At 60.2% G+C, this 23,434-nt stretch carries 21 protein-coding genes; 6 read left to right on the forward strand and 15 right to left on the reverse strand.

Translation table 11 applies throughout. The features are described 5' to 3' along the window. The first annotated feature begins 265 nt into the window (after window positions 1-265). A complete protein-coding gene (locus B2344_RS00880; protein WP_290482914.1) occupies window positions 266-2,284 on the forward strand; it encodes an alpha/beta hydrolase family protein in 2,019 nt (672 codons plus the stop codon). Window positions 2,285-2,357: 73 nt separating this feature from the next. Here B2344_RS00880 and glpK read toward each other — a convergent pair whose 3' ends face one another. The 4 genes from glpK to B2344_RS00900 all read right to left on the reverse strand — a co-directional run bounded on the left by glpK (window position 2,358) and on the right by B2344_RS00900 (window position 5,883). Then, a complete protein-coding gene (glpK, locus tag B2344_RS00885) occupies window positions 2,358-3,839 on the reverse strand; it encodes a glycerol kinase GlpK (RefSeq protein WP_290484460.1) in 1,482 nt (493 codons plus the stop codon). A 52-nt stretch (window positions 3,840-3,891) separates the two neighbouring features. Further along, window positions 3,892-4,359 carry a hypothetical protein gene (locus B2344_RS00890; RefSeq protein ID WP_290484461.1) on the reverse strand — a complete coding sequence of 156 codons (468 nt, stop codon included), beginning with the start codon at window positions 4,357-4,359 and terminating at the stop codon, window positions 3,892-3,894. Continuing rightward, a complete protein-coding gene (locus B2344_RS00895; RefSeq protein WP_290484462.1) occupies window positions 4,347-4,766 on the reverse strand; it encodes a D-Ala-D-Ala carboxypeptidase family metallohydrolase in 420 nt (139 codons plus the stop codon). Before B2344_RS00895 ends, B2344_RS00890 begins: the two co-directional genes overlap by 13 nt. A 121-nt stretch (window positions 4,767-4,887) precedes the next feature. Beyond that, entirely contained in the window at window positions 4,888-5,883 is a 996-nt protein-coding gene (locus B2344_RS00900; RefSeq protein WP_034811240.1) for an NAD(P)H-dependent flavin oxidoreductase, read from the reverse strand. A 210-nt stretch (window positions 5,884-6,093) separates the two neighbouring features. Here B2344_RS00900 and B2344_RS00905 point away from each other — a divergent pair, with 210 nt between their 5' ends. Continuing rightward, entirely contained in the window at window positions 6,094-7,227 is a 1,134-nt protein-coding gene (locus B2344_RS00905) for a glycoside hydrolase family 43 protein (RefSeq protein ID WP_290484463.1), read from the forward strand. Between the two features lie 94 nt (window positions 7,228-7,321). Here the strand turns inward: B2344_RS00905 and B2344_RS00910 are convergent, their stop codons facing one another. Then, window positions 7,322-7,543 (reverse strand): hypothetical protein, encoded by a 222-nt coding sequence (locus B2344_RS00910; protein WP_290483398.1) that lies wholly within the window; start codon window positions 7,541-7,543, stop codon window positions 7,322-7,324. A 126-nt stretch (window positions 7,544-7,669) separates the two neighbouring features. Between B2344_RS00910 and B2344_RS00915 the strand changes: the two genes are divergently transcribed. The 4 genes from B2344_RS00915 (at window position 7,670) to B2344_RS00930 (ending at window position 12,816) form a co-directional block, all read left to right on the forward strand. Then, on the forward strand, window positions 7,670-9,586 hold the full coding sequence (locus B2344_RS00915; protein ID WP_290484464.1) for a methylmalonyl-CoA mutase family protein: 1,917 nt from the start codon (window positions 7,670-7,672) through the stop codon (window positions 9,584-9,586). Between the two features lie 2 nt (window positions 9,587-9,588). Next, window positions 9,589-10,020, forward strand: coding sequence for a hypothetical protein (locus tag B2344_RS00920; protein WP_206990994.1), 432 nt, complete (start codon window positions 9,589-9,591; stop codon window positions 10,018-10,020). After that, window positions 10,017-12,176: a methylmalonyl-CoA mutase gene (scpA, locus tag B2344_RS00925; protein ID WP_290484465.1), complete on the forward strand. Its 2,160-nt coding sequence runs from the start codon at window positions 10,017-10,019 to the stop codon at window positions 12,174-12,176. The genes B2344_RS00920 and scpA overlap by 4 nt, the downstream gene beginning before the upstream one ends. 319 nt (window positions 12,177-12,495) lie before the next feature. Further along, window positions 12,496-12,816 (forward strand): YbjQ family protein, encoded by a 321-nt coding sequence (locus tag B2344_RS00930; RefSeq protein WP_206990996.1) that lies wholly within the window; start codon window positions 12,496-12,498, stop codon window positions 12,814-12,816. On the opposite strand, the gene B2344_RS00935 is transcribed toward B2344_RS00930, so the two are convergent. From B2344_RS00935 to B2344_RS00980, 10 genes are all read right to left on the reverse strand, one after another. Next, on the reverse strand, window positions 12,813-13,208 hold the full coding sequence (locus B2344_RS00935) for a GFA family protein (protein WP_290484466.1): 396 nt from the start codon (window positions 13,206-13,208) through the stop codon (window positions 12,813-12,815). The two genes, B2344_RS00930 and B2344_RS00935, sit on opposite strands and share 4 nt — an antisense overlap. Window positions 13,209-13,217: 9 nt before the next feature. Beyond that, window positions 13,218-14,666, reverse strand: a complete 1,449-nt coding sequence (locus B2344_RS00940; RefSeq protein ID WP_290484467.1) for an amidase — start codon at window positions 14,664-14,666, stop codon at window positions 13,218-13,220. A 53-nt stretch (window positions 14,667-14,719) separates the two neighbouring features. Next, window positions 14,720-15,205: a periplasmic heavy metal sensor gene (locus B2344_RS00945; RefSeq protein ID WP_290483444.1), complete on the reverse strand. Its 486-nt coding sequence runs from the start codon at window positions 15,203-15,205 to the stop codon at window positions 14,720-14,722. Continuing rightward, complete coding sequence (locus tag B2344_RS00950) at window positions 15,202-15,645, reverse strand: hypothetical protein (protein WP_290483445.1); 444 nt, start codon at window positions 15,643-15,645, stop codon at window positions 15,202-15,204. The genes B2344_RS00945 and B2344_RS00950 overlap by 4 nt, the downstream gene beginning before the upstream one ends. Beyond that, entirely contained in the window at window positions 15,642-16,184 is a 543-nt protein-coding gene (locus tag B2344_RS00955; protein WP_290484468.1) for an RNA polymerase sigma factor, read from the reverse strand. Before B2344_RS00955 ends, B2344_RS00950 begins: the two co-directional genes overlap by 4 nt. Before the next feature lie 99 nt (window positions 16,185-16,283). Beyond that, on the reverse strand, window positions 16,284-16,799 hold the full coding sequence (locus B2344_RS00960) for an EF-hand domain-containing protein (protein WP_034811216.1): 516 nt from the start codon (window positions 16,797-16,799) through the stop codon (window positions 16,284-16,286). 67 nt (window positions 16,800-16,866) lie between these two features. Next, window positions 16,867-19,530 carry a bifunctional [glutamine synthetase] adenylyltransferase/[glutamine synthetase]-adenylyl-L-tyrosine phosphorylase gene (locus tag B2344_RS00965; protein WP_206991002.1) on the reverse strand — a complete coding sequence of 888 codons (2,664 nt, stop codon included), beginning with the start codon at window positions 19,528-19,530 and terminating at the stop codon, window positions 16,867-16,869. A 7-nt stretch (window positions 19,531-19,537) separates the two neighbouring features. Beyond that, window positions 19,538-20,938 carry a sensor histidine kinase gene (locus tag B2344_RS00970; RefSeq protein WP_034811214.1) on the reverse strand — a complete coding sequence of 467 codons (1,401 nt, stop codon included), beginning with the start codon at window positions 20,936-20,938 and terminating at the stop codon, window positions 19,538-19,540. 33 nt (window positions 20,939-20,971) lie between these two features. Beyond that, the gene (locus tag B2344_RS00975; protein WP_034811982.1) at window positions 20,972-21,643 is read right to left on the reverse strand and encodes a response regulator transcription factor; all 672 of its coding nucleotides are present in this window, start codon (window positions 21,641-21,643) and stop codon (window positions 20,972-20,974) included. Between the two features lie 36 nt (window positions 21,644-21,679). Further along, window positions 21,680-23,212 carry a Do family serine endopeptidase gene (locus B2344_RS00980; RefSeq protein WP_206991004.1) on the reverse strand — a complete coding sequence of 511 codons (1,533 nt, stop codon included), beginning with the start codon at window positions 23,210-23,212 and terminating at the stop codon, window positions 21,680-21,682. Between the last annotated feature and the right edge of the window lie 222 nt (window positions 23,213-23,434).

The following is a 23,434-nucleotide window of genomic DNA, read 5'->3' on the forward strand; positions in this document are numbered from 1 at the left end:
TTAGCCCGGTGTTTTCCACCCAGCACCCGCATTTACAGCAGGCCTTGCCGCTACGTTGAACGTCGGTTTTGGAAGTGACAAGATTTCATGACACAAATTTCACCCACGAGGCACTTTCTGCCACCAAACTGTGTTGTTTGGGACACAATCTTGCCATGCTCCCATAAGTTGCGGACGGGTTCTTGTCGCATAAGTGCATGACCGTGCTTGACGCTCCCCGCCCCGACTTAAATAGTAAACATAACCAATTCGGAGGAATACATTGATGCGCTATCGCATTTTGGCGGCTGGTATGATCAGTGCGCTTGCGGGATCATTGGCCGCACAGGCTGAACCGGTGACCGCAGAAGACTTCGCGAAATTCCCGTCGGTTTCCAGCGTCTCCATGTCACTTGAGGGTGACATGCTGGTCGGCGTGATTGCTGATCCCTCGAAGGATGGCGATGCGCGCGCAGCAGCCTATTGGGACCTGTCTGGCGAGATTGATACCACCAAGCCGCTCGTCCCTTCGAACATCACGCCTTCCAGCGGAAAGACCAAATTCTACGGGGCAAGCGCGCTGAAGAACAAGAAGTCCCTCTGGTTCACGGTCCAGCCCTATATCGGCGCCCTTGAAGGCTGTGGCGAAGGCAAGACAACCGGCTCGACCAAGAAATACCTTCAAAAGGTCTATATGGGGAACGAGCGCATCAAGAAGATTGATGACCTCCCGGATGGCCGCGCTGAAATTGGCGCAAACAAGATGTTGCTCCGCTGTTTCGAACTGGAAGGCGATACCGGCATTGCCTCACTGCTTCCGCTCGATCCAACCAAGATCGTCCTTCGCCGTACCTCCACGAAGAACGGAACAAGCTATTTCGAACATGATCTTTCGAATGGCCGCGAGAAATTCCTCTTCAAGGCAAGCGATACGCAGCAAATTGAAGTCAGCACCCGAACCGGTGAGCCTGTTGCACGGACGGAACTCGAATACGAAAATGGTGCCTGGCGCCAATATATCAGCTTGCTGGATAATGACGGCAATTTCCGGATAGAAGAGCCACTGACGACCGAAATTGCCAATCGCTTCAATATGGAAGTGCTCGGCAAGCAGAACGATACCGAAAACTACTTTGTCGCGACCGACAAGTTCGACGACAAGGTCGCGATCTATCTGTATGATGCGTCCACAGACTCGTTCAGTGACGATCCCGTATTCGCACATCCCGAGTTCAACGCCTCGGGCATGATCTTCTCTGATCGCGCGCAGGACTTCGGTGCCATTCTTGGATTTACCTACAGCGGCCCTGTTCAGGAAACCTATTGGCTCGATCCTGAGATGAAGAGCATTCAGGATGGTCTGGATGCGGCCTTCCCGGGCAAGAATGTGGCTATCAGCGACTATACGGCAGATCGCAATCGCGTCCTCTTTGCGGTCAGCGCCGCCGACATGCCGCCCGCTTACTTCCTGCTGGTCGACAAGTCCAAGGTCGCCGTCATCGGATCCCAGCGTCCGTGGATCGACGTAGAGGATCTCGGCAAGTCGAAGTTCGTCTACTATTCTGCACGCGACGGCCTGCAGATCCCCGCGATCATCACCCTGCCCGCCGGCTTTGAAGAAGGCCAGAAGGCCAAAGGCGCAATCATCGTGCCGCACGGTGGTCCCTGGGCCCGTGATAGCGCCGGGTTTGATTCGTCAGGCTGGACGCAGTATTTCGCGAGCCGCGGATACATCATCATGCAGCCGCAATATCGCGGAAGTGATGGCTGGGGCCGTGCACTCTGGCGCGCTGGCGACGGCGAATGGGGCCAGAAGATGCAGGACGACAAGGATGATGGCGCAGCCTGGCTGGTCGAGAATGGCTATGTCGATGCCGACAAGATCGCCATTCATGGCTATTCCTATGGCGGGTTTGCAGCATTTGCGGCTTCCGTTCGTCCGAACAGCCCTTACCAGTGTGCCATTGCTGGGGCGGGCGTTTCGAACCTTGCAAAGCTCGGCAATGAATGGGGCGACAATCGCATCCAGCGCATTGTTCAGGGTGACACCGTCAAGGGCATGGACCCGATGAAGAACACGGACAAGATCAACATCCCGATCCTGATCTATCATGGTGACTACGATGTCCGCGTGCCGATCTTCCACAGCCGCGACTTCTACAATGCCATCAAGGACAAGCAGCCTGACAGCAAGTTTCTTGTCATGAAGCAGATGGGTCACCAGAGCGCCAAATGGTTGCCTGAGCACAAGGAACAGGTTCTGGAAGAAATCGAGACCTTCCTGACCAATACCTGCGGCATGTAAGTGATCGCAAACGACAAATGAGAAAAGGGCGGACCTCGTGTCCGCCCTTTTTTTGTTTTCGCTTGATAGACGCTCAGGCCAGCGTCTTGCGAAGCGCCGTCGCCCAGCCGCGTCGCAAACGGGCCGAAGCAGTCTTTTCCATTTTCGGTTCGAACCGGGTGCCGGGCACAGTGCGGCTGGCCCACGCGTCGGCAGCCAACCATCCAAGCTGCATAGCCGCCAGAGCTGCGGCCCCAAGCGCCGTCATCTCGCGATAGTCAGGCCGCAGGATCGGACGCTCGCAAATGTCGGCCGTGAACTGCATCAACCAGTCATTCGCCACCATGCCCCCATCGACACGCAGTTCCTTGATCGCAACGCCATCAGCTTCAAAAGCATCGAGCAAGTCACGCGTCTGATAGGCGACCGATTCCAGCCCCGCCCGCACCAGATGTTCGGCCTTGGTGGCGCGGGTAATGCCGCTGATCGTGCCGCGCGCATCGGCCGCCCAATGCGGAGCGCCAAGCCCGGTAAAGGCCGGAACGATATAGACCCCGCCATTGCCACTGAGCGCCGCCGCCACATCCGCACTTTCGGCCGCATCCTCGATCAGGCGCAAATCGTCACGCAGCCATTGCACTATGGTTCCGGCATTGAAGATTGAGCCCTCCAGGGCCATCGCACCCCTGCCCGCCACTTCATAGCCGACCGTGCCCAACAAGCGATTTGCCGACTGCGGACGAATGGTACCGCAGTTAGCCACGAGAAACGCCCCGGTGCCATAAGTGATCTTGGCGGTACCGGGCTCCAGGCAAGCTTGCCCCACAAGCGCCGATTGCTGATCGCCCGCCGCGGACAGGATCGGCAGCGCCTTGCCGAAGAGGCTTTCCTCGCTGGTGCCGAAATCATCAGCATTCTGTCGAATCTGCGGCAATATGCTCATCGGCACACCCAGCGTGGCGCACATCTTGCCGCTCCAGCCTCCAGTATCTCCGAGCCCAAGCCGATAAAGCAATGTTCGCGACGCGTTGGTGACATCGGTGACGTGCGAATTGCCTCCGGTCAGTTTCCAGATCAGGAAGCTCTCTACGGTTCCGAAAGCCAGTTCGCCTGCTTCGGCGCGGGCTCGGGCACCCTCCACATTGTCGAGCACCCATCCAATTTTGGTGCCGGAAAAATAGGGATCGATCAGCAGACCGGTCTCGTCCTGAACCGCCGCCTCATGACCCGCCTTGCGCAAAGCCTCGCACGTCTCGGCCGTGCGACGGTCCTGCCAGATGATTGCTGGCGCGATGGGTTTGCCCGTTGCGCGATCCCAGACCAGCGTCGTCTCACGCTGGTTGGTGATACCAATCCCGGCAATGCGGTCCACACCGCCCGCCTCGGCGATCGCTTTACGGCAGACATCCACCGTCTTGTCCCAGATCTCCTCGCCGTCCTGCTCGACCCAACCATCATTCGGATAGGACAGCGGCACTTCCTGTTGTGCGAGCGCGACCTCATTCAGATCGCGGTCAAATACAATCGCTCGCGTGGAAGTGGTGCCCTCATCAATGACGAGAATATAGTCGCCCATGTCGCCTGCCCTTCAGTGTTTCCGGCAGGATGGACCGGCGCGATGCGGAACGTCAACGCGCCGTGCGCTGCGCTCCGCGATCGCCGAACCACCAGAGGGTGGCTGCCGTTGCGGCAAAGGTGGAAGTTTCCACAATCTTGACCTGTTCGGCCTCCGGCGAGGCCACAAAGACCAACCAGGTGATGAGCCACAGCAACAAGGTCAGCACGGGCCGGGTCAGGGCGCGCACCGCATTCACCCAGGCATAGCTGTCGCCAATCGCGGCCTCGGCCTGAAGGGAGGCGGCGAGCCCCGCCCAGCTGCCGCTGGTCTCGGCCAGCTGCTCCGCCGCCGCGTGCTCCTCGCGCCGGGCCTGCCTGTGCAACCTGATCAGCTCTGCCTCATGCTGCCAGCGCGCCCGCTCATGCGCTTGTGACTGGCGCTGCTCGAAATAGCCCGCCGCCCGACCGATCACCGTGCCGAGCAGGCCGAAGACGCCGCCCCTGGCCGCACTCGCCGCCAGTCCAACTATGTCTGCCATAGCGCACGGCTCCCCTTGTAGTACCAACGTGCCGGACGGGCCCGCCGATCCAGATGCAGGAAGCTTCGGCCAAGTCCGATTCCGGTGAACCCAAGCGATTCGGCTGCCGCCAGCAGTGCAAACCGGTGATGGCCATCCAGCGCGATATCAACCGCGATCTGTTTGTGCATGGAATGCTCAGCGCCACCCATTTTGGCATTCCAACCGCGACAGCGGTGGCCCGAATTTATGACGAGCGGACCGCCCACCGCCCCCCGCAGTTTTTCCAGCGCATCGAGGAATTCCGGATCGTGCCAGTACGCACCATCACAGAACTGGCCTCTGCATCTGCAGGCAAGTTCTCGCGGCGAAAAATGCGGCCAGCGCCAGCCAGTCGTATCGAACAGGGAGACAGAGCGTATCAACATGTCCCAAGGCTGACATGCCCACGGCCCTGCCGGATTCAGATCGCCGCGCAAGAGAAAATACCCCTGAAATCACTGGGACTTCAGGGGCATTTTGAATTTTTCAGTCGGGGAGACGCCGAGCTTACTCCGCCGCGACAGGCGCTACTCCAAAGGCCTGGCGCTTGGCGAGCGCCGCGCGGGCCTCGTCATATTCCCGCACCAGCTTGTCCACGAACTCCTGAGTGGACATGCGCTTGTCAATTGCGCCAATGCCCTGACCACAGCCCCAGATGTCTTTCCACGCCTTGGCTTCCTGATTGCCGCCGGAGCCGAAATTCATCGCGCTCGGGTCGCTTTCCGGCAGATCATTCGGATCAAGTCCGGCCTTGGCGATGGATGGCGCGAGATAATTTCCGTGAACGCCGGTGAACAGGTTGGAATAGACAATATCGCCTGCCTTGGAGTCGACAATCATGTCCTTGTAACCGTCGACCGCATTGGCCTCGTCACAGGAGATGAAGGCCGAGCCGATATAGCCGAGGTCTGCGCCCAGCGCCTGTGCCGCCGCGACCGCGCCGCCATTGGCGATGGAGCCGGAAAGGGCCAGCGGGCCATCAAAGAACTGGCGGATTTCCTGAATCAGCGCGAAGGGCGAAAGCGTGCCGGCATGGCCGCCCGCACCGGTGCACACCGCAATCAGGCCATCAGCGCCTTTTTCCAACGCCTTGTGCGCGAAGACGACATTGATGATGTCGTGCAGCACAATGCCGCCATAAGAGTGGATCGCGTCATTCACTTCCTGACGCGCGCCAAGCGAGGTGATCACGATCGGCACCTTGTGCTTCACGCACATCTCCACATCATGATCGAGACGGTTGTTGGTCTTGTGGACGATCTGGTTGACGGCAAAAGGCGCGGCCTTGCGGTCCGGGTTCTTCTCGTCCCATTCAGCCAGTTCCGTGGTGATCCGGTCCAGCCACTCGTCCAGCACCGGGCCGGGCCGCGCGTTCAGCGCCGGGAAGCTGCCGACGACGCCGGCCTTGCACTGGGCGATCACAAGTTCCGGATTGGAGATGATGAAAAGCGGCGATCCGATAACCGGGATGCGCAAATTTTGGAGAATGGGGGGTAGTGCCATGAGAAATTACCTCAAACGAAAAGGGACGCAGTTTACGTAAACGGAAACTAGCGTTTGAGCTATGTTGGGCAAGGCGTGACGTTGCGGACACCTCTTGCCCAAAACTGTGGTTCGGGCCAGACTGGCCAGCATCCAAGACAGTTTCAAAATAAAACATCCGAGGGAGAAAACGGAATGCGAAAAAACAGCCTTTTGAATGGTAGCGCTATCATGGTTGCCGCGGCTCTGGCCGCCTGCTCTGGCGATGCGCCCACGACGAGCGCCGAGACAGAAGTCGCTGCGCCGCCGGTCGAAACCGTTGAAGCCGAGCCAACGGAGTCAAAGTATCTGAATGAGCCGCTGGTCAGCGAGATCTTCACCGCAGACCCCAGTGTCCATGTCTGGGATGATGGCCGCATCTATGTGTATCCGAGCCATGATTATGATGCGGGCATCCCCGAAGACGATCTTGGCAGTCAGTACGCCATGCGCGACTATATCGTCCTGTCCATGGACGAAGTCGGCGGCGAGGTGACCATTCATGACGTCGCGCTGGATGTCGACGATGTAGCCTGGGCCGCCCAGCAGATGTGGGCCCCGGACGCAGCCCACAAGGATGGCAAATACTATCTCTATTTCCCGGCCAAGGATGCCGATGGCGTCTTCCATATTGGCGCAGCTGTCTCCGACAGTCCTACCGGGCCATTCACCGCAGAGCCCGAGCCAATCGAAGGCTCCTACTCCATGGATCCGACCGTCTATGAGGACACGGACGGCGAATACTACATGTATTTCGGCGGCATCTGGGGCGGGCAGCTGCAACGCTGGGCGACCGGCGAGTACAATGCCGACCCGAACCTCAACACGGACCTCGTCAATGATGACCCTCTGACCAGTGACGATGAAGCCGGCCAGCCTGACGATGTCGCGCTAATGCCGAAGATCGCCAAAATGGGCGAGGACATGGTTTCCTTCGCCGAAGCGCCGAAGGACGTGATGATCCTCGACGAGCATGGCGATCCGATCAAAGCCAAGGATCATGACCGCCGATTCTTCGAAGCCGCCTGGATGAACAAGATCGGCGACACCTACTACTTGTCCTATTCAACGGGCGATACTCACCTGATCGTATACGCGACGGGCGACAACCCGTACGGCCCGTTCACCTATCAGGGCGTGATCAACCAACCCGTGGAAGGCTGGACCAACCATCACTCGATCTTCGAGCACAATGGCAAATACTATCTTGCCTATCATGACGTTCAACTGTCGGGGAAAAGCCATCTCCGCAATGTGAAGATCGCAGAGCTGACCCTGAATGAGGACGGCACGTTTGACCCTGTCGACCCAATGCCGGGCGAGTAACCGCGTCCAACCTCCTCAATGAAAAGCCGGTGCGGATTGCCCTGCACCGGCTTTTTGTTGGCGCGGAAAGAATTTCCGGCTGGCCAGGGATCCCTCAACCCCGGACCAGCCGGCCCTGCATCATGGCCAGCCAACTTTGCTGGCGATGATGCATGGATACGATGTCTTCTGAGTCGCCGTCCTCGATGAGACGATCCATCCAGAAGCCGAGAATACGTGTGTGCGTTTCCATCCAGTCTCTCAACGCTTCGTGGCGCATCCCCTCAGGCATTTCTGTCTGGGCAGTGGCTGGAAACCTCAAGAGTTCGGCGGACATGACTCACTCCTAATTTGCGAATTGTTCTCATTCTCATGCTTTGTGTCATCCGAGTCAAGCGACCAAACGTCCCTGACCTTCAGTCACCAGTTCACAAGCCCCCCCAGTTCAGACTAAATCCCCGTCATGGCAGACGATCTCCTTCCCCTGAGCAGCGGGTTTCCCGACGCAACCGAAGCCGAATGGCTCGCAAGTGTCGACAAGGTCCTTAAGGGCCGCGGTATTGAGTCCATCACACGCAAGACCGTGGATGGCCTGGCAATTCACCCGCTTTACCGGGAAAGCGACTTTGATTCCGCGACCGACCCGCGCGGCACGCCGGGCAAGGCACCCTATCTACGCGGGGCTACGGCCGCACCGGACCGGTTCATGCCCTGGGATATCCGACAAGGCTTTGCCCATCCCTCGCCCGCGGCAACCCATGAAGAACTGCTGCGCGATCTTGAGCGCGGCGTCATGTCCGTCGAACTCAAACTCGACTGCACGGGCGCACACGGCATCCAGATCACGACCTTGGACGATCTGCGCACCGCACTGAAAGGCCTGCGCGCCGACATCGCCACCATCGCGCTGGATCATGGTGGTGGCTCGGGTGTCACGGCGGCAACGCTACTCGGCCTATGGGGACAGGAGCAGGACTCTCCTGCAAGCCTGAAATTCGATTTCAACATGGATCCGCTCGGCTGCCTTGCGCGCACCGGCGTGCTCAAGGGCGGGCTCAACCCGGCCTTTGCGCGCCTGTCGGCGGCCGCCGCCGCTCTTGGTGAGGCCTATCCCGAAGCGGGCCTGATCCGCATCGATGCGCGCATGGTTCATGAGGCCGGCGGTTCCGATGCACAGGAACTCGCCGCGCTGATCGCCAGCGCCGTGGACACGCTGCGCCGGCTCGACAACCGCACGGACATTTCCGCGCTCATTCCGCGCATGAGTTTCGCGCTGGCCCTTGATGGCAATTACGGGCTCGGCGTCGCAAAACTGCGCGCGGCAAGGCGTCTCTGGGCACGCATTCTGGATGCGATGGATCAGCAAGCCGTTCCGATGCGTCTTCAGGCCGTTTCATCGGGTCGCATGCTGACGCGCTATGATGCGTGGACCAACATGCTGCGCAATACGGCGGCAGCCTTTGCAGGAGCCGTCGGCGGCGCAGATATCCTGACCATCCGCCCGTTCAACGAGGCGCTCGGCATTCCGGAAGAGCTGGGCCGGCGCATCGCGCGCAACACCCAGATCATCGCCATGGAAGAAAGCCAGCTTGGCCGCGTGGCCGACCCGACCGGCGGCGCCTGGTTCACAGAAAGCTTTGCAGACGACCTCGCCGAAGCGGCGTGGAAAGAGTTCCAGACCATTGAAGCCGAAGGCGGCTATGCCGAGACGCTGGTTTCCGGCGCGTTTCAGAAACGTATCGCAGATGTGCGCGAGGCACGCGCCAAGGACATTGCGAACCGCAAGGTGCCGATCACGGGCGTCAGCGAGTTCCCGCTGCTTGACGAGATCACCGCGCCCATAGCCGACATGCCAAAGGTCACGCCGAAGGATGGCGTTTCCGCTGAAGGCTTCGCCCATTTCGTGAAAGTGGACCTGCCCGCCGACGAGGCCGACGCCACCGCAGACGCCCTGCCGCGCATCCGTCTTGCCGAAGAGTATGAAGCCCTGCGCGATGCAGCGAGCGCTGCGCCTAAGCGGCCGACCATCTTCCTTGCCACGCTCGGCCCGATTGCCGAGCACAATGCGCGCGCGGATTTCGCGCGCAACCTCTTCGCCGCTGGTGGCCTTGAGGCGACGCAGCCGCCTGTGCCGCCGCAATCCCCGTCTGAAGCGGCCGCCGCGTTCAAGGCCTCCGGCAGCAAGATTGCCTGCATCTGCGGCGCCGATGCGCGCTATGAGGACGAAGCCGTCGAGACCGCCAAGGCGCTGAAAGCCGCAGGCGCGCTACATGTCTGGCTGGCTGGCAAGTTCGACGGCGACAGCATCGATTCCAACATCTTCATGGGCTGCGATGTGCTGCACACGCTGAAACTTGCCCACACAGAACTGGGGCTTTAGTAGTGAGCATACTCACGTACATGGACTTTCCCGATCTCAGCGCATCCGAGCGAAAGCGGATGGCTGAGGTTGAGGACCGTCTGCGGGGAGAATCAGGACGGCTGCCGTCGGACTCGGAACTCCGTCGGCGCGTCGAGTTTTTGGAGACATCCGGCGTGGCAATACAATCGCGCGACCGGATAGACCGGCGTTGGGCAATTGCGTTCCTCGTGCTCGCTACCCCCGCCGTCGTGATCACACACTATGACGCGTTCGGCATCGAACTGGCGCCTGTCACGGAAAACATCATCCTGGGTTCCGTGTTTGCACCACTCTTCGTCCTGGCCGCCTGGCATACAATCAAATTCAGAAAACTGCCAGTTTCGGCGAAAAATGCAGAACTGGAAATCAAGCTTATCAAGAATATCTTGAACAGAAGGGATCACGAAAGATGACCCAATTTCCTGACTTCACAAAACTCGACCTTGGCACGCCTCATGCGAAAGCCGCTGCGCCAAAGCTTGGCGAAGCCTGGGAGACCCCGGAAGGCGTCGAAGTAAAGACCGCCTATACCGCCGACGACCGCAAGGGGCTCGACTTCCTGGATGATTATCCGGGCCTTGCCCCATTCGGACGCGGCCCCTACCCGACCATGTACACGAACCAGCCCTGGACGGTTCGTCAGTATGCAGGCTTTTCGACCGCAGAAGACTCCAACGCCTTCTATCGCCGCAACCTCGCCGCCGGTCAGAAAGGCCTCTCCGTCGCCTTCGACCTGGCCACACACCGGGGTTATGATTCTGATCATGTCCGCGTGTCCGGGGATGTCGGCATGGCGGGCGTCGCCATCGACTCAATCTATGACATGCGCACCCTCTTCTCCGGCATTCCGCTGGACAAGATGTCTGTCTCCATGACGATGAATGGCGCGGTCCTGCCTATCCTCGCGCTCTACATCGTCGCCGCCGAGGAACAGGGCGTCGGCCCGGAAAAGCTCGCCGGAACCATTCAGAATGACATTCTGAAAGAGTTCATGGTACGGAACACCTACATCTATCCGCCCAAGCCGTCGATGCGGATCATTTCGGACATCTTCGCCTATACCTCGCAGAACATGCCGAAATTCAATTCGATCTCAATATCCGGCTATCACATGCAGGAAGCGGGCGCCTCGGCAGACCTCGAGCTGGCCTACACGCTCGCCGACGGTATTGAATATATCCGCGCCGGGGTCGCCGCCGGGCTGGACGTCGACGCGTTTGCGCCGCGCCTGTCCTTCTTCTGGGCCATCGGCATGAACACGTTCATGGAAGTCGCCAAGATGCGGGCCGCCCGACTGCTCTGGGCGAAGCTCGTCAAGGAAGAGTTCAACCCGAAGAACCCGAAATCCCTCAGCTTGCGGACGCATTCGCAAACCTCTGGCTGGTCCCTGACCGCGCAGGACGTCTACAACAATGTCATCCGCACCTGCCTTGAGGCCATTGCAGCCACAGGCGGCCAGACCCAGTCGCTGCACACGAACAGCTTCGATGAGGCCCTCGCCCTGCCAACCGACTTCTCCGCCCGGATCAGCCGCAACACGCAGCTTTTCCTGCAACAGGAAGGCGGCGCGTGCCAGACGATCGATATGTGGGGCGGCTCCTACTATGTCGAACGCCTGACGCACGACCTTGCCGAAAAGGCCCTTGCCCACATCGCCGAAGTCGAAAAGATGGGCGGCATGGCCAAGGCCATCGAGGAGGGCCTGCCCAAGCTGCGCATTGAAGAAGCCGCGGCCAATACGCAGGCGCGCATCGACAGCGGCACGCAGACCGTGGTCGGGGTGAACAAATTCCTTCTGGACGAGGAAGAAGACGTCCCTGTGCTGAAGGTAGACAATGCCGCCGTGCGCCGCATGCAGCTGGACAAGCTGGCTCGCCTGAAATCCGAACGTGACGAGGCCGAGGTTACTGCCAAGCTGGACGCAATCGCCACGGCCGCCGCTGGCGCCGAAGGCAACTTGCTCGCGCTGGCCGTGGATGCCGCCCGCGCGAAGGCCACGGTGGGCGAGATTTCCGAAGCCGTTGAGCGCAGCCAGGGCCGCCATCAGGCCGTCATCCGCTCCATCAAGGGTGTCTATGGTGGCGGCGTGAAGGGCGACGACAAGGCCGAGGCCGCCGCAACCCTCGCCTCAGAGTTCGAAAAGAAGCATGGCCGCAAGCCGAAAGTCTACATCGCCAAGATGGGCCAGGATGGGCATGACCGTGGACAGAAGGTTGTCGCCTCCGCTCTGATGGACCTCGGCTGGGATGTCGAGATCGGCCCGCTGTTCCAGACACCGGAAGAGGCCGCCGCCGACGCGCGCAAGGCCGGGGTCGACATTGTCGCCGCCTCCTCGCTCGCGGCGGGCCACCTCACGCTGGTGCCGGAACTGAAACGCGCACTGGGCAATGAAGGCGCGGCGCACACGCAGATCATTGTCGGCGGCGTGATTCCGCCACAGGATTTCGATGCGCTCTACGCCGCCGGTGCTTCGGCCATCTTCCCACCGGGCACCGTCATCGCCGACAGCGCCATCAAGATGCTGGAAGTGCTGGACGGAGACGATGGATCGAAGACGGCGGCGGAATAGGAATTGGACCGGAAGCCAACAGCCGCGGAGGAAATCCTTGCGGATGTCGCTTCCGTTAGCTGTGTCCTGATCTTGGTGGCTGCGGCGAGTGCCGGTCTGCACGCATTTCTGCATCCTTTGGACAGCCGCCTAGCAGGGTTGTCGATCGTGCTTCTTTGGGGCGGCCTTTTTGCGCACAAATTTGCAGTTGCGCCCCGCCCCTCTGTCATCGAATTGTGCGCAAAACCAATCAAGGCGCTTTTTCTGAAAGGAAAAACCTCTTGAAAACCACTCGGCCCACCCCAGTTATTATTGATAAACAATAATAATGGAGCAAGACATGATCGTTTCCACCACTCCGACCCTGCAGGGCCATGAGATCACAGAATATCGCGGCATTGTCTGCGGCGAGGTCGTGATTGGCGCGCATCTTGGCAAGGACATCCTTGCCAGCTTCACCAATCTCGTTGGCGGCCGGTCCAATGCCTATGAGAGTACGCTGCGGGAAACCCGCGATGGCGCCATGGACGAGATGATCGAAGAAGCCCGCAAGCTCGGCGCGAATGCGATTGTCGGCGCGAAATTTGACTACACGGTCATCGGCCAGAATGGCTCCATGATGATGGTCGCCGTCTCCGGCACCGCCGTTACGGCTGGCTAGTCCTTCGACTTGTGGGCCAATGCTGCGGCATTGGCCTCCCAATTCTGACCATCGAACGCATTCACCGTCACGTCCAGCGCCTGCCAGTTATCGATACACCGCCATGTCACGGCAAATCCATCCTGATTTGAGCGGGGCACATAGAAGCTCTTGATCCCGCAGGTCCTGCAGAAGCGGTGCTTGGCGCCGCCCGTGTTGAATGTGTATTCAGTGAGGACGTCGGCCCCCTGAAGAAGACGGAACCGGCTGGCCGGGACGATGACGTGAATATTGCCACTCATCGCGCAGATGGAGCAATTGCAATCCTCAACCTCGAAGGCCGCCGGCAGGTCCACCTCGAACCGCACTGCGCCGCAATGGCATCCGCCCTGATGTGTCGTGAACTCGCTCATCTGGCCGCTCTACCCAACCCATACAGGTGGGAAACGGTCGACCCAAGGGTCGGCGCGCTCCAACTGTCCGGCGAGGGAGTACAGTAATTCTTCGCTGCCACAGCGTCCGCCAAACATCATGCCAAGCGGCAGACCCTGTGGCGCGGTCTCGGTCGGATTGGTCCAATGAAGTGGCACCGACATGGCCGGTGCGCCGATCTGGTTGAACAATGGACAGAGCGGCGCAAAAGTCGACACGGCTGCATTCATTTGCTCGGGGGAGGCCGTCAGTGCGAGCACACCCAATTTCTCTGGCGGGCGGAACAGGGTCGGCGTCAGGATCAGGTCGAGCTTCTGATCATCCAGGAAGCGTTCAAAAGTGATTGCCGCCGCATTGAACAAATTGTTCGCACGCGCCAGCTCCATCATCGGTACGGTCCGACCCAGATTGGCCATCGCAAACGTAATCGGCTCCAGCTCGTCCTCGCGCACGTCGCGGCCGAGCATCACCGAGCGCGCATCAATCGCGGCGGCGACATTGGCGGAGATGGTGAACAGCGCCGCCTTGCCCAACTCCTCCCCGTTCAGTACAGGCGCGGCTTCAACCACAGTGTGGCCGAGGCTTTCCAGCAGATGCCCCGTGGCCTTCAGACCCTCGGCTGCTTCGGGGCTCAATTCGGTGCCATTCGGCGCGGTACGCCAAAGTGCGATCTTCAGCGGCACAGGGTCTCGCGACACGGCCTCCAGGAAGGAGCCCTCCGGAGCTGGTGCCACATAGCGGCTGCCGGTCTCGCGGCCATGTGAGGCGTCCAGCAAGGCCGCATTGTCACGCACCGTGCGGCTGACGGCGTGAACCGTAGACATACCGTTCCAGCCTTCAGTCTGAAGGGGGCCCATCGGCGTGCGCCCGCGCGACGGCTTCATGCCAAACAGACCGGTGCAGGCGGCTGGAATGCGGATTGAGCCCCCACCATCACTCGCCTGCGCCAATGGCACGACGCCTGCCGCGACAGCCGCCGATGCCCCGCCCGACGAGCCACCCGATGTGCGCGTCACATCCCACGGATTGCGCGTCTGGCCATAGAGCGTGGACTCGGTGGTTGTGGTCAGGCCGAATTCGGGACTGGTCGTCTGGCCGAACATGACGAGCCCCGCCTTGCGATAGCGTTCTGTCAGCACCGAATCCTGCGACGAGACATGCCCCTTCCAGCTGACTGACCCATTGGTCAGAGGCGCGCCATCGATCATCACGGCGAGATCCTTGGTGATGAAAGGCACGCCGGCAAACGGCCCGTCAGTGGGCAAGTCTGCCAGCTGGGCTTCGGCAAGGTCGGGATAAAGGCTGGAAAAACAATTCAGTTCAGACTGCGCGGCATGGGCCCGCGACACTGCCTCGTCCAGCAATTCTTTTGAAGAGACTTCACCGGCGCGGACCAGTTCGGCCAACCCCATCGCATCAAACGCCGCATATTCCTTCATCCTGCCCTCCTGTTTCAAGGCAGTCTGGAGCGCCCGCGGTCAGAAGAAAACCCCTAGTCTTTGGGCGGGCGCGAATTCCGGCGATTGCGCCGGTCCCGTTCCGGCCCACGGGCCAACATGTCGGCCATGGCACGGCGCTGCTCTGGGGGAAGCGCTTCGAGCCGGGCAATCATCGCCTTATGCGTGGCCGCATGAACCGACCCCTCCGCCGCGCGCAGATCGGCAAATGCCGCGCGGACGGCCTCTGCATCGAAAGGATCCGCCTTCAGCGCGTCTGCCAATTGCGCACGCACTGCATTGCGCGCATCGCGTTCTGTTCGGGATTCGCGATAGGATTCCCGCATCAGGCCAAACATAGCCCGGCGTGTTTCAGTATCTATGTCTTGGGCCAACCGGGGCCGCTCTTCACGATGGCCACGATCAGGTATCTGGCGCACCAGCATGCCAACAACCAGCCCCAACAGGAGCAGGTTGAACAACAGGGAAATCGTCATCCAGAAAGAAATTCGGCGCGGCGCTCGGGCCGGGGTCTCATTCATTGCGTCGCCTCATCTTCCAGTACCAGTGTGTACGTATCAAATCCAAGCGCAGCATAAACTGCCGCTTCGGCCTGCTCGTCCTGCGTCGTGATCGGTTGGGCTACGCTCATACCGGCGAACACACCGACCGTCAGCGATGCCAACGCGCCTGCGGGAACCCAGACCGGCAACTTCCAGCCGGACTTGCGTGCAGGGGCCGCCTTTGGCGCAGACGCGATCAAGGCGTCGCGCAAACTCTCAGAGGTCACAACATCCGGGACCTCACCCAAAAGGGCATCAATCTCGCGGGCAGCGGCAATTGCACCAGAAAAATGTTCTGGATGCGCCTTCATGCGCGCACGGGCAGCCGCCCGCTCTTCCTCGGGAAACATGTGGGGATCGGCCCCATAGGTCTCGATCAGGGCCAGGATCCGGTCGTCTGAAATCAATTGTCCGCTCATGATGCGGCCCTCTCCAACAGGCTGGTGCGAAGCGTGCGTCGTGCACGTGCCAGCAAACTTTCCAGTGCCTCCACGCTGACATCCATGATGTCTGCGGCTTCGGCTTGAGAATGTCCCTGCAGGGCGCATAGCGTCAATGCTGCGGCCTGGCGTTCCGGCAAGTGGGAGATTGCATCTTCCACCGCACGGACCCGCTGGGACTGATCCAGCAATTCTGCCGGGGTCATGGCCGGATCAGTGCGCTCCGGCAGGTGTTCCATGGTCACTTCACGGCGCTTGCGCAGCCGATCGTAACAGAGATTCAGGGCAACCCGGTGCAGCCAGGTTGAGAATTTCGCACGCGGTTCCCATCCCGGCAGCGCCTTCCAGGCGCGGAGGAAGGTTTCCTGTGTCACGTCTTCAGCCTCTGAAGGGTCGCCGAGCATGCGCGTTGCCAAGGCAAGGACGCCGCTGCTGTAGCGGTCGACAAGGCTGGAGACAGCAGCGGGGTCGCCCGCTGCTGCTCGTGTGATCCGGTCGAGGTCTGAACTGAAAGCCAAGGCAGAGGACTTAACCGAAAACGGGCCGGAAGAACATCGTCATATCGCGGTAAATCACGTTGATACATCTCTGGCTTCCGGCCCATCGGGAGGTCGTCCTTATTCAGGCTGCGGGCCGTCGCCGCGCTTGTGCTTACCGCCGCGACGATCTTTCATCTTCGACTTCATGGCGTCCATTTCTTCCTTCGTCACAATGCCATCGCCATCGGCATCGACCTTGTCAAAGCCGGGACGTTCCTTGCTGGCAAACTCCTCGGCGCTGATCGTGCCGTTACCGTCAGTGTCCAGCTTCGCGAACATCTTGGCCTTGCGTTCCGCCATACGTTCAGCGCGCTTGGCTTCGTGATGCGCATCCAGTTCGGCTTGCGTCACGGCGCCATCGCCATTGGCGTCAACCTCTGCAAATCTCGCAGCGCGGTGCGCATCGATTTCTGCCTTGGAGAGGTCTCCATCGCCATTGGTATCGATTTCAGCAATCATGGCTTCCATATTGCCGCGTTGGCCGTGATGTCCCTTGCCGCGATGACCGTCGCCCGGTTGGGCAATGGCGATCATTGGCAGGGCCAGGGCCGCAATGGCGGCGATCGAAGCGGTTGCAATCGTAGTACGTTTCATTGAGAAAACTCCGTTTGTTTTACTCACCCATCGCGTATTGAACGGGTTGGCCCGGAGTTTCCGTCGCTCAAAGCTGAAGTTTTTTCACCGCCAGCATGTGAATCTTTGATTTCACTGAGGAAATTTCTGCCTCAAGCGCGTCGAATGTCTCCATATCCACCGATCGACAGAGCCTGTCCTTCAAGCCTTCCGGTATGTGCCCGCCCGCCATTTCGCTGCCGAGCGCCAATCTGTGAACCTGCTGGAGCGACTGAAGAAAGGTGACTCCCTCTTCAAGTAACGTCCTTTCCGCCTCCGGAAGCGACGAGCAGGAAATCGCCTCGCGCGTATTGGAACGGATCGCATCCGGTTCGCCACGCAACAGCATGTCGCGCTGAACGACAAACTCGGCATCCACCAGACCGCCTTCGGCCGTCTTCAGGTCCCAAAGGCCTGTCCCCGGCTTCTCGCGATAGAGCCTCTGGCGCATGTCCGCCACGTCCTGTGAGATCGTACCATCCGTCTTGCCCGCGCGCGCGACGATAGCTTCGCAGGCGATCTTCATGATGCGATAGCAGAGCGCCTCGTCGCCCGTGACCGGTCGCAGGCGCGTAAGCGCCATATGCTCCCAGGTCCAGGCATCATGATTTTGGTAGCGCTCGAAAGCCGGCACGCTGACCGCAACGGGTCCGGCGCCGCCGGAAGGCCGCAATCGCATGTCGACTTCGTAGAGATCCCCCTCAGCTGTGGGAGCCGTCAAGGCCGTGATCAGGCGCTGCGTGAATCGCGTGTACCAGGTCTGCGCCACCATCGGGTCTGCGTCGTAGATCACGATAATGTCGAGATCGGACCCGGCCGTCAGTTCCCGCCCGCCCAGCTTACCCATGGCAAAGATGGCCCAACTGCCCGGCCGCGGACCATAGCGGTCCTCGGTTTCACACTCAGCGGCGCTGGCCATTTCCTGAATGGTCTCATCGGCAAGGTCTGACCAGTGCGCCCCGGCATCGCGCGCATTGATCAGGCCATGCAACAAGCGGTGCCCGATCAGGAAATTCTGTTCCCGGTGGTAGCGTCGCCACGCATCCAGCGCGCCATCGAAACTGACCGTGTCGTCAATCACCGGACGTGGCGGTTCCTGACGACTGACCAAGGCTTCCAACAGGTCGGGGCGGCGTGACAGAATCTGCGCAAGGCGCGGCGCGAGCGCGAGTGTGGATACCAGATCATCCAGCAGGGTCTGCTCCGCCAACAGCATGGACAGCGTCTGCACGCCAGAGGACATCCCTTCGAAGAAACGCGAGAACCAGCGAAACGCCTCATCAGGCTCACCCGTCTTGCCCATCGCTTCCAGCATGCTTGGCAGCAAGGCTGTCAGCAGTTCCCGGCCCCGGGCCGTGCGCGTTGCTGGCACGCGCCCCCGATGCCAGGACCGGATCGACTCAATGGCCGCGCTTGGGTTGCTGAAGCCCAGCGAAGCAAGCGTTTCAATCGTCCCCGGATCATCATCAACACCCGTGAAGACAAGATTGCCAAGCGGACTGGCGTCCAGTGCCCGGTCTTCATGAGCAAACAAACCGTCATAGTGCGCCTGAACGCAGCGGCGTGTGGCCTGCAAGTCCCGGTCGAATGAGGCAAGATCGGCATAGCCACAAAGCATGGCCACGTCCTTGCGGTCATCTTCGCCCGCCGGGACGGTATGGGTCTGCTCGTCGCGGCGCATCTGGACCCTGTGCTCCAGATTGCGCAAGGCGAGATAGGCCGTCTCCAATTCCTCGGCCGTGTTGCGTTCGACCACACCTGCACCCGTTAGCGCGGCGAGCGCGCCGAGCGTGGAATTATCGCGCAGTTCCGACTGTCGCCCACCAAGGATCAATTGTTGCGTCTGGGCAAAGAATTCGATCTCGCGAATACCGCCCGGCCCCAGCTTCACATCCGGCGAGACGGTCTCGAAATCGGCGCGCCCTACTTTGCTGTTGATCATCCGCTTGATGGCCTGGATGTCGCCAATCGCCCAATAGTCGAGATTACGGCGCCAGACAAAAGGCTGCAGGATTTTCAGGAAACGGTCCGCACTCGCATGGTCTCCGGCGGTCGGACGCGCCTTGATCCAGACCATCCGCTCCCAGTTCTGACCCACACTCTCATAGTAAAGGTCCGCCATCTTCGTTGAGACCGCCAGGGGCGTCGACGACGGATCGGGCCGCAATCGAAGGTCGGTTCGGAACACATAACCGTCACCCGTCGCTTCCTGCATCATGCGGACGAGGTCCCGTGCGATACGCTGTGCGGTCTCCCCGGCGGAAAAGTCACCGTCCATGAACACACCCGGCTCATAGAACACGCAGATATCGATATCGCTGGAATAGTTCAGCTCATACGCGCCCATTTTGCCAAGGGCGACCGCGAAGATGCCCGCGCCGCCAAGCTCCCGTTTGGCGAGAGACGCACGCAATACTGCTTCAAGGCACTCTTCGGCAAACTCGCTGAGCGCGCGCGTCACACCCATTACTGGCAACACGCCGGCCAGGTCTTCTGCTGCGAGCGATAGATGCAGTTGCGCCTTGGCCTTGCGCATGGTTGCCATGACATCGGCTTCGGGCAAATCGGCTGGAATATCCCTGACGGCCTGCAAGGCATCGCGCCAATGCCCGCGCACGCCCGTCTCATGCAGGCGCCGCAAATAGGGCGCCGCTGGCAGAGCCCGCTCCAGCGCGGCTTCGGCGGTATCTGCGATTGGCAGGATCGTCAGCATACGGGCATCACACTCTCGGCAGGCGCAGCGTGGCCTTCAGACCCGGCATGTCCGGATCGCCGCCCGCATCACTCAGGATCAAACTGCCGCCATGCATGTCTGCCACGGAATCGACGAGCGCGAGACCAAGGCCGGATCCAGGCTGAGTGCGCGCCGAATCCATACGCTGGAAGCGCTGTACGACGAGTTCGCGCGAGCCCTCCGGGACACCGGGCCCGGAATCCACAACAGTCATATCGACGGTGCCATTCGGGCCGCGCGTAATGGAGAATGTGATGGCACCGCCTTCGGGCGTGTACTTCACGGCATTGTCGAGCAAGTTCGACAAGGCCTGACCCACAAGGTCACGATCCGCAAGAATGGTAAGGTTGCGAGAAATCTGGCTCTTGAAGGAAAGTCCCGCTTCCTCGCAGGCCGGGTCGAAGAGTTCGGCCAGTTCTTCGCCGAGTTCCGACACGTCCATCCGTACACGCTCGCCTTCCGCACCCGCTTCCAACCGCGCAAGGCGGAGGATTGCGTTGAACGTGCCGAGCACCCGGTCCACCTCCTCGACCGTCACTTCCAGAGTAGCCTCGGCGCTTTCGCGTGACATCGGTTCGGACAGGGCGATCTCCAGTCGATTGCGAAGGCGCGAGAGCGGCGAGCGCAGGTCATGCGCAATTGCGTTCCCGGTATGGCGCGTTGAATCCACCAGCTTCTCGATCTGGTCGAGCATGGCATTCAGCCGGGACGCCAGCCGGTCGAACTCGTCGCCAGATCCGCGCACGGGCGCGCGCCTGCCCAATTCCCCGCCCATCACGGCCTCGGCCGTCCGCGCGAGTTCATCTGCCCGTCGCGCGGCTCCGCGCGAAATCAGGATTCCCCCCAGCAATGAGAAGACCAACCCGATGGGAGCGGCAATGAAGATTGCGCGCTGTATGCGCCCCACAATCGCCGTCTGCTGTTCGGTGTCAAATGCCACCAGCAAAGCACCACCATTGTCACGCAGGCGCACGATACGACCTGCTGCCTGCCGCAGGATCTCGGTTCCGTCCGGCTCCTGCTGGCGGAACTCGAAATAAACGGTCTGCACGTCTGCTGCTGGCGGCGCCGTCGGCATCCGCCCGAAATGGCCCGCAATCTTTCGGCCCGAAGAGTCTTCAAGATAGTAGAAATAGGTAGAGCCGGTGCGCGTCATCCGCTCCAGAACGGACTGGCTGAGACGCTCCATTCCGCCTGTGAAATAGGCGTTTCCAAGCTGCTCGAATTCGAGATCCATCCGCCGCTCGCTCTCCGTGCGGATATAATAGACCGTCGAATAATAGAGATAGACCAGCAACGCAGCCGAAAACGCCGCAAACATGGCGCTGTAGATCAGCGCCAGTTTGAACGTCGTCGTCTTCAGGAAGGTCGGCAGTGCGAGTCTCATGTGGTGCTAGGTGCCAGTCGCCTGCCCGGGCGTCTAGCCCTGCAGGCGATAGCCAGCCCCGCGCACCGTATGCAGAAGTGGCTCTTCGAATTCCTTGTCGATCTTCGCGCGCAGGCGCGAGATGTGGACGTCGATCACATTGGTCTGGGGGTCGAAATTATAATCCCACACCTTCTCCAGCAACATGGTACGCGTCACGACCTGTCCGGCATGGCGCATAAGATATTCCAGCAGACGGAACTCGCGCGGCTGAAGGTCAATCTTCTGCCCGGCCCGCGTCACTTTGCGGGTCAGCAGATTCATTTCAAGATCACCGGCTTTCAGGACCGTCACCTGTTGCTCCACCGGCAGGCGACGGCCGAGTGCCTCGACCCGTGCAGCAAGTTCGGCCGGAGCAAATGGCTTGGCGAGATAGTCATCCGCGCCAACCTTCAGCCCCTGCACCCGATTCTGGACATCGCCCAGAGCTGACAGGAAGAGGGTCGGCGTCTTGCCGCCCGCTTCCCGGTATTCCTTGACCAAGGTCAGGCCATCTTTTTCCGGCAGCATCCGGTCTACGACAAGCGCGTCGAATTCAGACGCCCGCGCCATGGCCAGGCCGCTATCACCATCGGTTGCCATGTCCACGCGGTGGCCCGCCTCGACCAGAACCTTCTCGATGAAGCTGGCCATTTCGATGTCATCTTCAATTACGAGAACATGCATGGTGTCTTCCTGAACCGTATCAAGCATCGGAATCTCCTATTCGGCGTCCGACAGGTCAATGGTGCGATAATTCGTGATCTGGCCAATACGGACTGCGATCAGAATTTTCGTGCGCTTGGCGTTCTTGGCGTCGGTAATTGCCTTGCGGAAGGCTTCGACGGATGTGGCCGGCTTGTTGTTCACTTCCAGGATGACCATGCCTTCCTGAATGCCGGCCTCTTCCATGACGCCGTCCTTGGTGATGCCCGACACGAGCAGGCCATTTTCGCCTTCACGCAAGCCAAGACGGGTGCGCAATTCGTCGTCCATCTTCTCGAACGTCGCGCCAACTTCCTTCACTTCCTTGCCGGTATCCGGCGCCGTCGTGGCTGACGAAGAAAGCGCCGGTTCGACGATCGCATTCGGATTGCTCGGACGCTCGCCAACGGTGACATTTAGGGTCTGCTTCTTGCCGCCGCGAATAATCTCGAACTTGTTCTGCGTATTGGCGATCAGTTTGCCGACCAGCCGCGTCGTCGATGTGGCATCGGTGACCTTGTCGCCATTTACGGACAGGATGATGTCGCCACGTGCGAGGCCGCCTTTTTCTGCCGGGCTGCCATTGGTGACATCGGCAATGATTGCACCTTTGGCATCCTTGATGCCTTGGGCCTCGGCCATATCATCTGTCAGGTCCTGGATGGCAACACCCAGCCAGCCGCGTGAGACCTTGCCGTCCTTGATCAGGGACTTGGTCACTTCACTGGCGAGCTCTGCCGGAATCGCAAAGCCGATCCCGACAGAACCGCCCGTCGGCGAAAAGATCGCCGTGTTCACACCAATCACATTGCCATTGAGGTCAAAGGTGGGGCCACCGGAATTGCCCCGGTTGATGGAGGCATCGATCTGGAGGAAATCCGTATAGGGGCTGTCCGGGCCAATCTCGCGGCCATCGGCTGACAAGATGCCCGCAGTGGCAGTGCCGCCAAGTCCGAACGGATTGCCAAGCGCGACCACCCAGTCGCCCTTGCGCATAGTGTGGGAGTCGCCAAAGCTGACGAAGCGATACTCGCCCGGCTCAGTGACACGCAACACAGCCAGATCCGTTTGCGCATCGGTGCCGACCAGTTCGGCGTCGAGCTCCGTCCCGTCCTTCAGAACGACTTGAATGGCCGTAGCGCCTTCAACCACGTGATTGTTCGTAACGATGTAGCCATCCTTGGAGATGAAGAAGCCCGACCCAAGCGAGCGACCCTCGCGCGTTTCCGGTTCTTCTTCCTCTTCCTGACGGCGCTGTTCCATGAACTCATCCAGGCCAGGCATGCCGCGAAATTGTTCGAAGAATTCCTGCATGTCAGCCATACGGCCGACTTCGCGCTCGGTGGTGACGTTGACGCTGACCACGGCAGGCTCAACTTGTTCGATCAAATCGGCAAAACTGAGCGGCGCGCCCCGTGGCGCTTCAATCTGGATCGGCTGGGCACCCGCCTCCGGGCTGAAGATCTGTGGGGCGAGGGAGAAAGAGCCTACCATCGCCACGCCCACCAGCGCAGCTACCATGGCCTGTCTCGATATGCCGATTGTCTTCATTCCTGTCTCCAAGTCACTGAAAAATTTGCCTGTATTGGGCATGTGGGCCAGCATAAGCCTGCCACAAGCATTGTGGTCATTAAAAGACAGTAAGGCGATTTTCACGCGCCGGTAAGAAAATTGCCCCTGATTTCTCCTGGCTTGACGCGACAACCTCCGGTCGACTTGCCCCAACAGTGTGAATCTGAAGGTAACTCTACAGAAAGCTGTTTTTTAATGAAG

The organism is Hyphomonas sp. UBA3195 (assembly GCF_002366485.1).
Lineage (GTDB): Bacteria > Pseudomonadota > Alphaproteobacteria > Caulobacterales > Hyphomonadaceae > Hyphomonas.

Excerpts from the sequence above, each read along its gene's own strand:
- B2344_RS00910 (WP_290483398.1), bottom strand. The coding sequence starts at position 7,543 with ATGTCCGCCGAACTCTTGAGGTTTCCAGCCACTGCCCAGACAGAAATG.
- B2344_RS00940 (WP_290484467.1), bottom strand. The coding sequence starts at position 14,666 with ATGAAGGAATATGCGGCGTTTGATGCGATGGGGTTGGCCGAACTGGTC.
- B2344_RS00975 (WP_034811982.1), bottom strand. The coding sequence starts at position 21,643 with ATGCATGTTCTCGTAATTGAAGATGACATCGAAATGGCCAGCTTCATC.
- B2344_RS00915 (WP_290484464.1), top strand. The coding sequence starts at position 7,670 with ATGGCAGACGATCTCCTTCCCCTGAGCAGCGGGTTTCCCGACGCAACC.
- B2344_RS00970 (WP_034811214.1), bottom strand. The coding sequence starts at position 20,938 with ATGAGACTCGCACTGCCGACCTTCCTGAAGACGACGACGTTCAAACTG.
- B2344_RS00890 (WP_290484461.1), bottom strand. The coding sequence starts at position 4,359 with ATGGCAGACATAGTTGGACTGGCGGCGAGTGCGGCCAGGGGCGGCGTC.
- glpK (WP_290484460.1), bottom strand. The coding sequence starts at position 3,839 with ATGGGCGACTATATTCTCGTCATTGATGAGGGCACCACTTCCACGCGA.
- B2344_RS00950 (WP_290483445.1), bottom strand. The coding sequence starts at position 15,645 with ATGAGCGGACAATTGATTTCAGACGACCGGATCCTGGCCCTGATCGAG.
- B2344_RS00880 (WP_290482914.1), top strand. The coding sequence starts at position 266 with ATGCGCTATCGCATTTTGGCGGCTGGTATGATCAGTGCGCTTGCGGGA.
- B2344_RS00945 (WP_290483444.1), bottom strand. The coding sequence starts at position 15,205 with ATGAATGAGACCCCGGCCCGAGCGCCGCGCCGAATTTCTTTCTGGATG.
- B2344_RS00900 (WP_034811240.1), bottom strand. The coding sequence starts at position 5,883 with ATGGCACTACCCCCCATTCTCCAAAATTTGCGCATCCCGGTTATCGGA.
- B2344_RS00930 (WP_206990996.1), top strand. The coding sequence starts at position 12,496 with ATGATCGTTTCCACCACTCCGACCCTGCAGGGCCATGAGATCACAGAA.
- scpA (WP_290484465.1), top strand. The coding sequence starts at position 10,017 with ATGACCCAATTTCCTGACTTCACAAAACTCGACCTTGGCACGCCTCAT.
- B2344_RS00965 (WP_206991002.1), bottom strand. The coding sequence starts at position 19,530 with ATGCTGACGATCCTGCCAATCGCAGATACCGCCGAAGCCGCGCTGGAG.
- B2344_RS00980 (WP_206991004.1), bottom strand. The coding sequence starts at position 23,212 with ATGAAGACAATCGGCATATCGAGACAGGCCATGGTAGCTGCGCTGGTG.
- B2344_RS00960 (WP_034811216.1), bottom strand. The coding sequence starts at position 16,799 with ATGAAACGTACTACGATTGCAACCGCTTCGATCGCCGCCATTGCGGCC.
- B2344_RS00905 (WP_290484463.1), top strand. The coding sequence starts at position 6,094 with ATGGTTGCCGCGGCTCTGGCCGCCTGCTCTGGCGATGCGCCCACGACG.
- B2344_RS00895 (WP_290484462.1), bottom strand. The coding sequence starts at position 4,766 with ATGTTGATACGCTCTGTCTCCCTGTTCGATACGACTGGCTGGCGCTGG.
- B2344_RS00935 (WP_290484466.1), bottom strand. The coding sequence starts at position 13,208 with ATGAGCGAGTTCACGACACATCAGGGCGGATGCCATTGCGGCGCAGTG.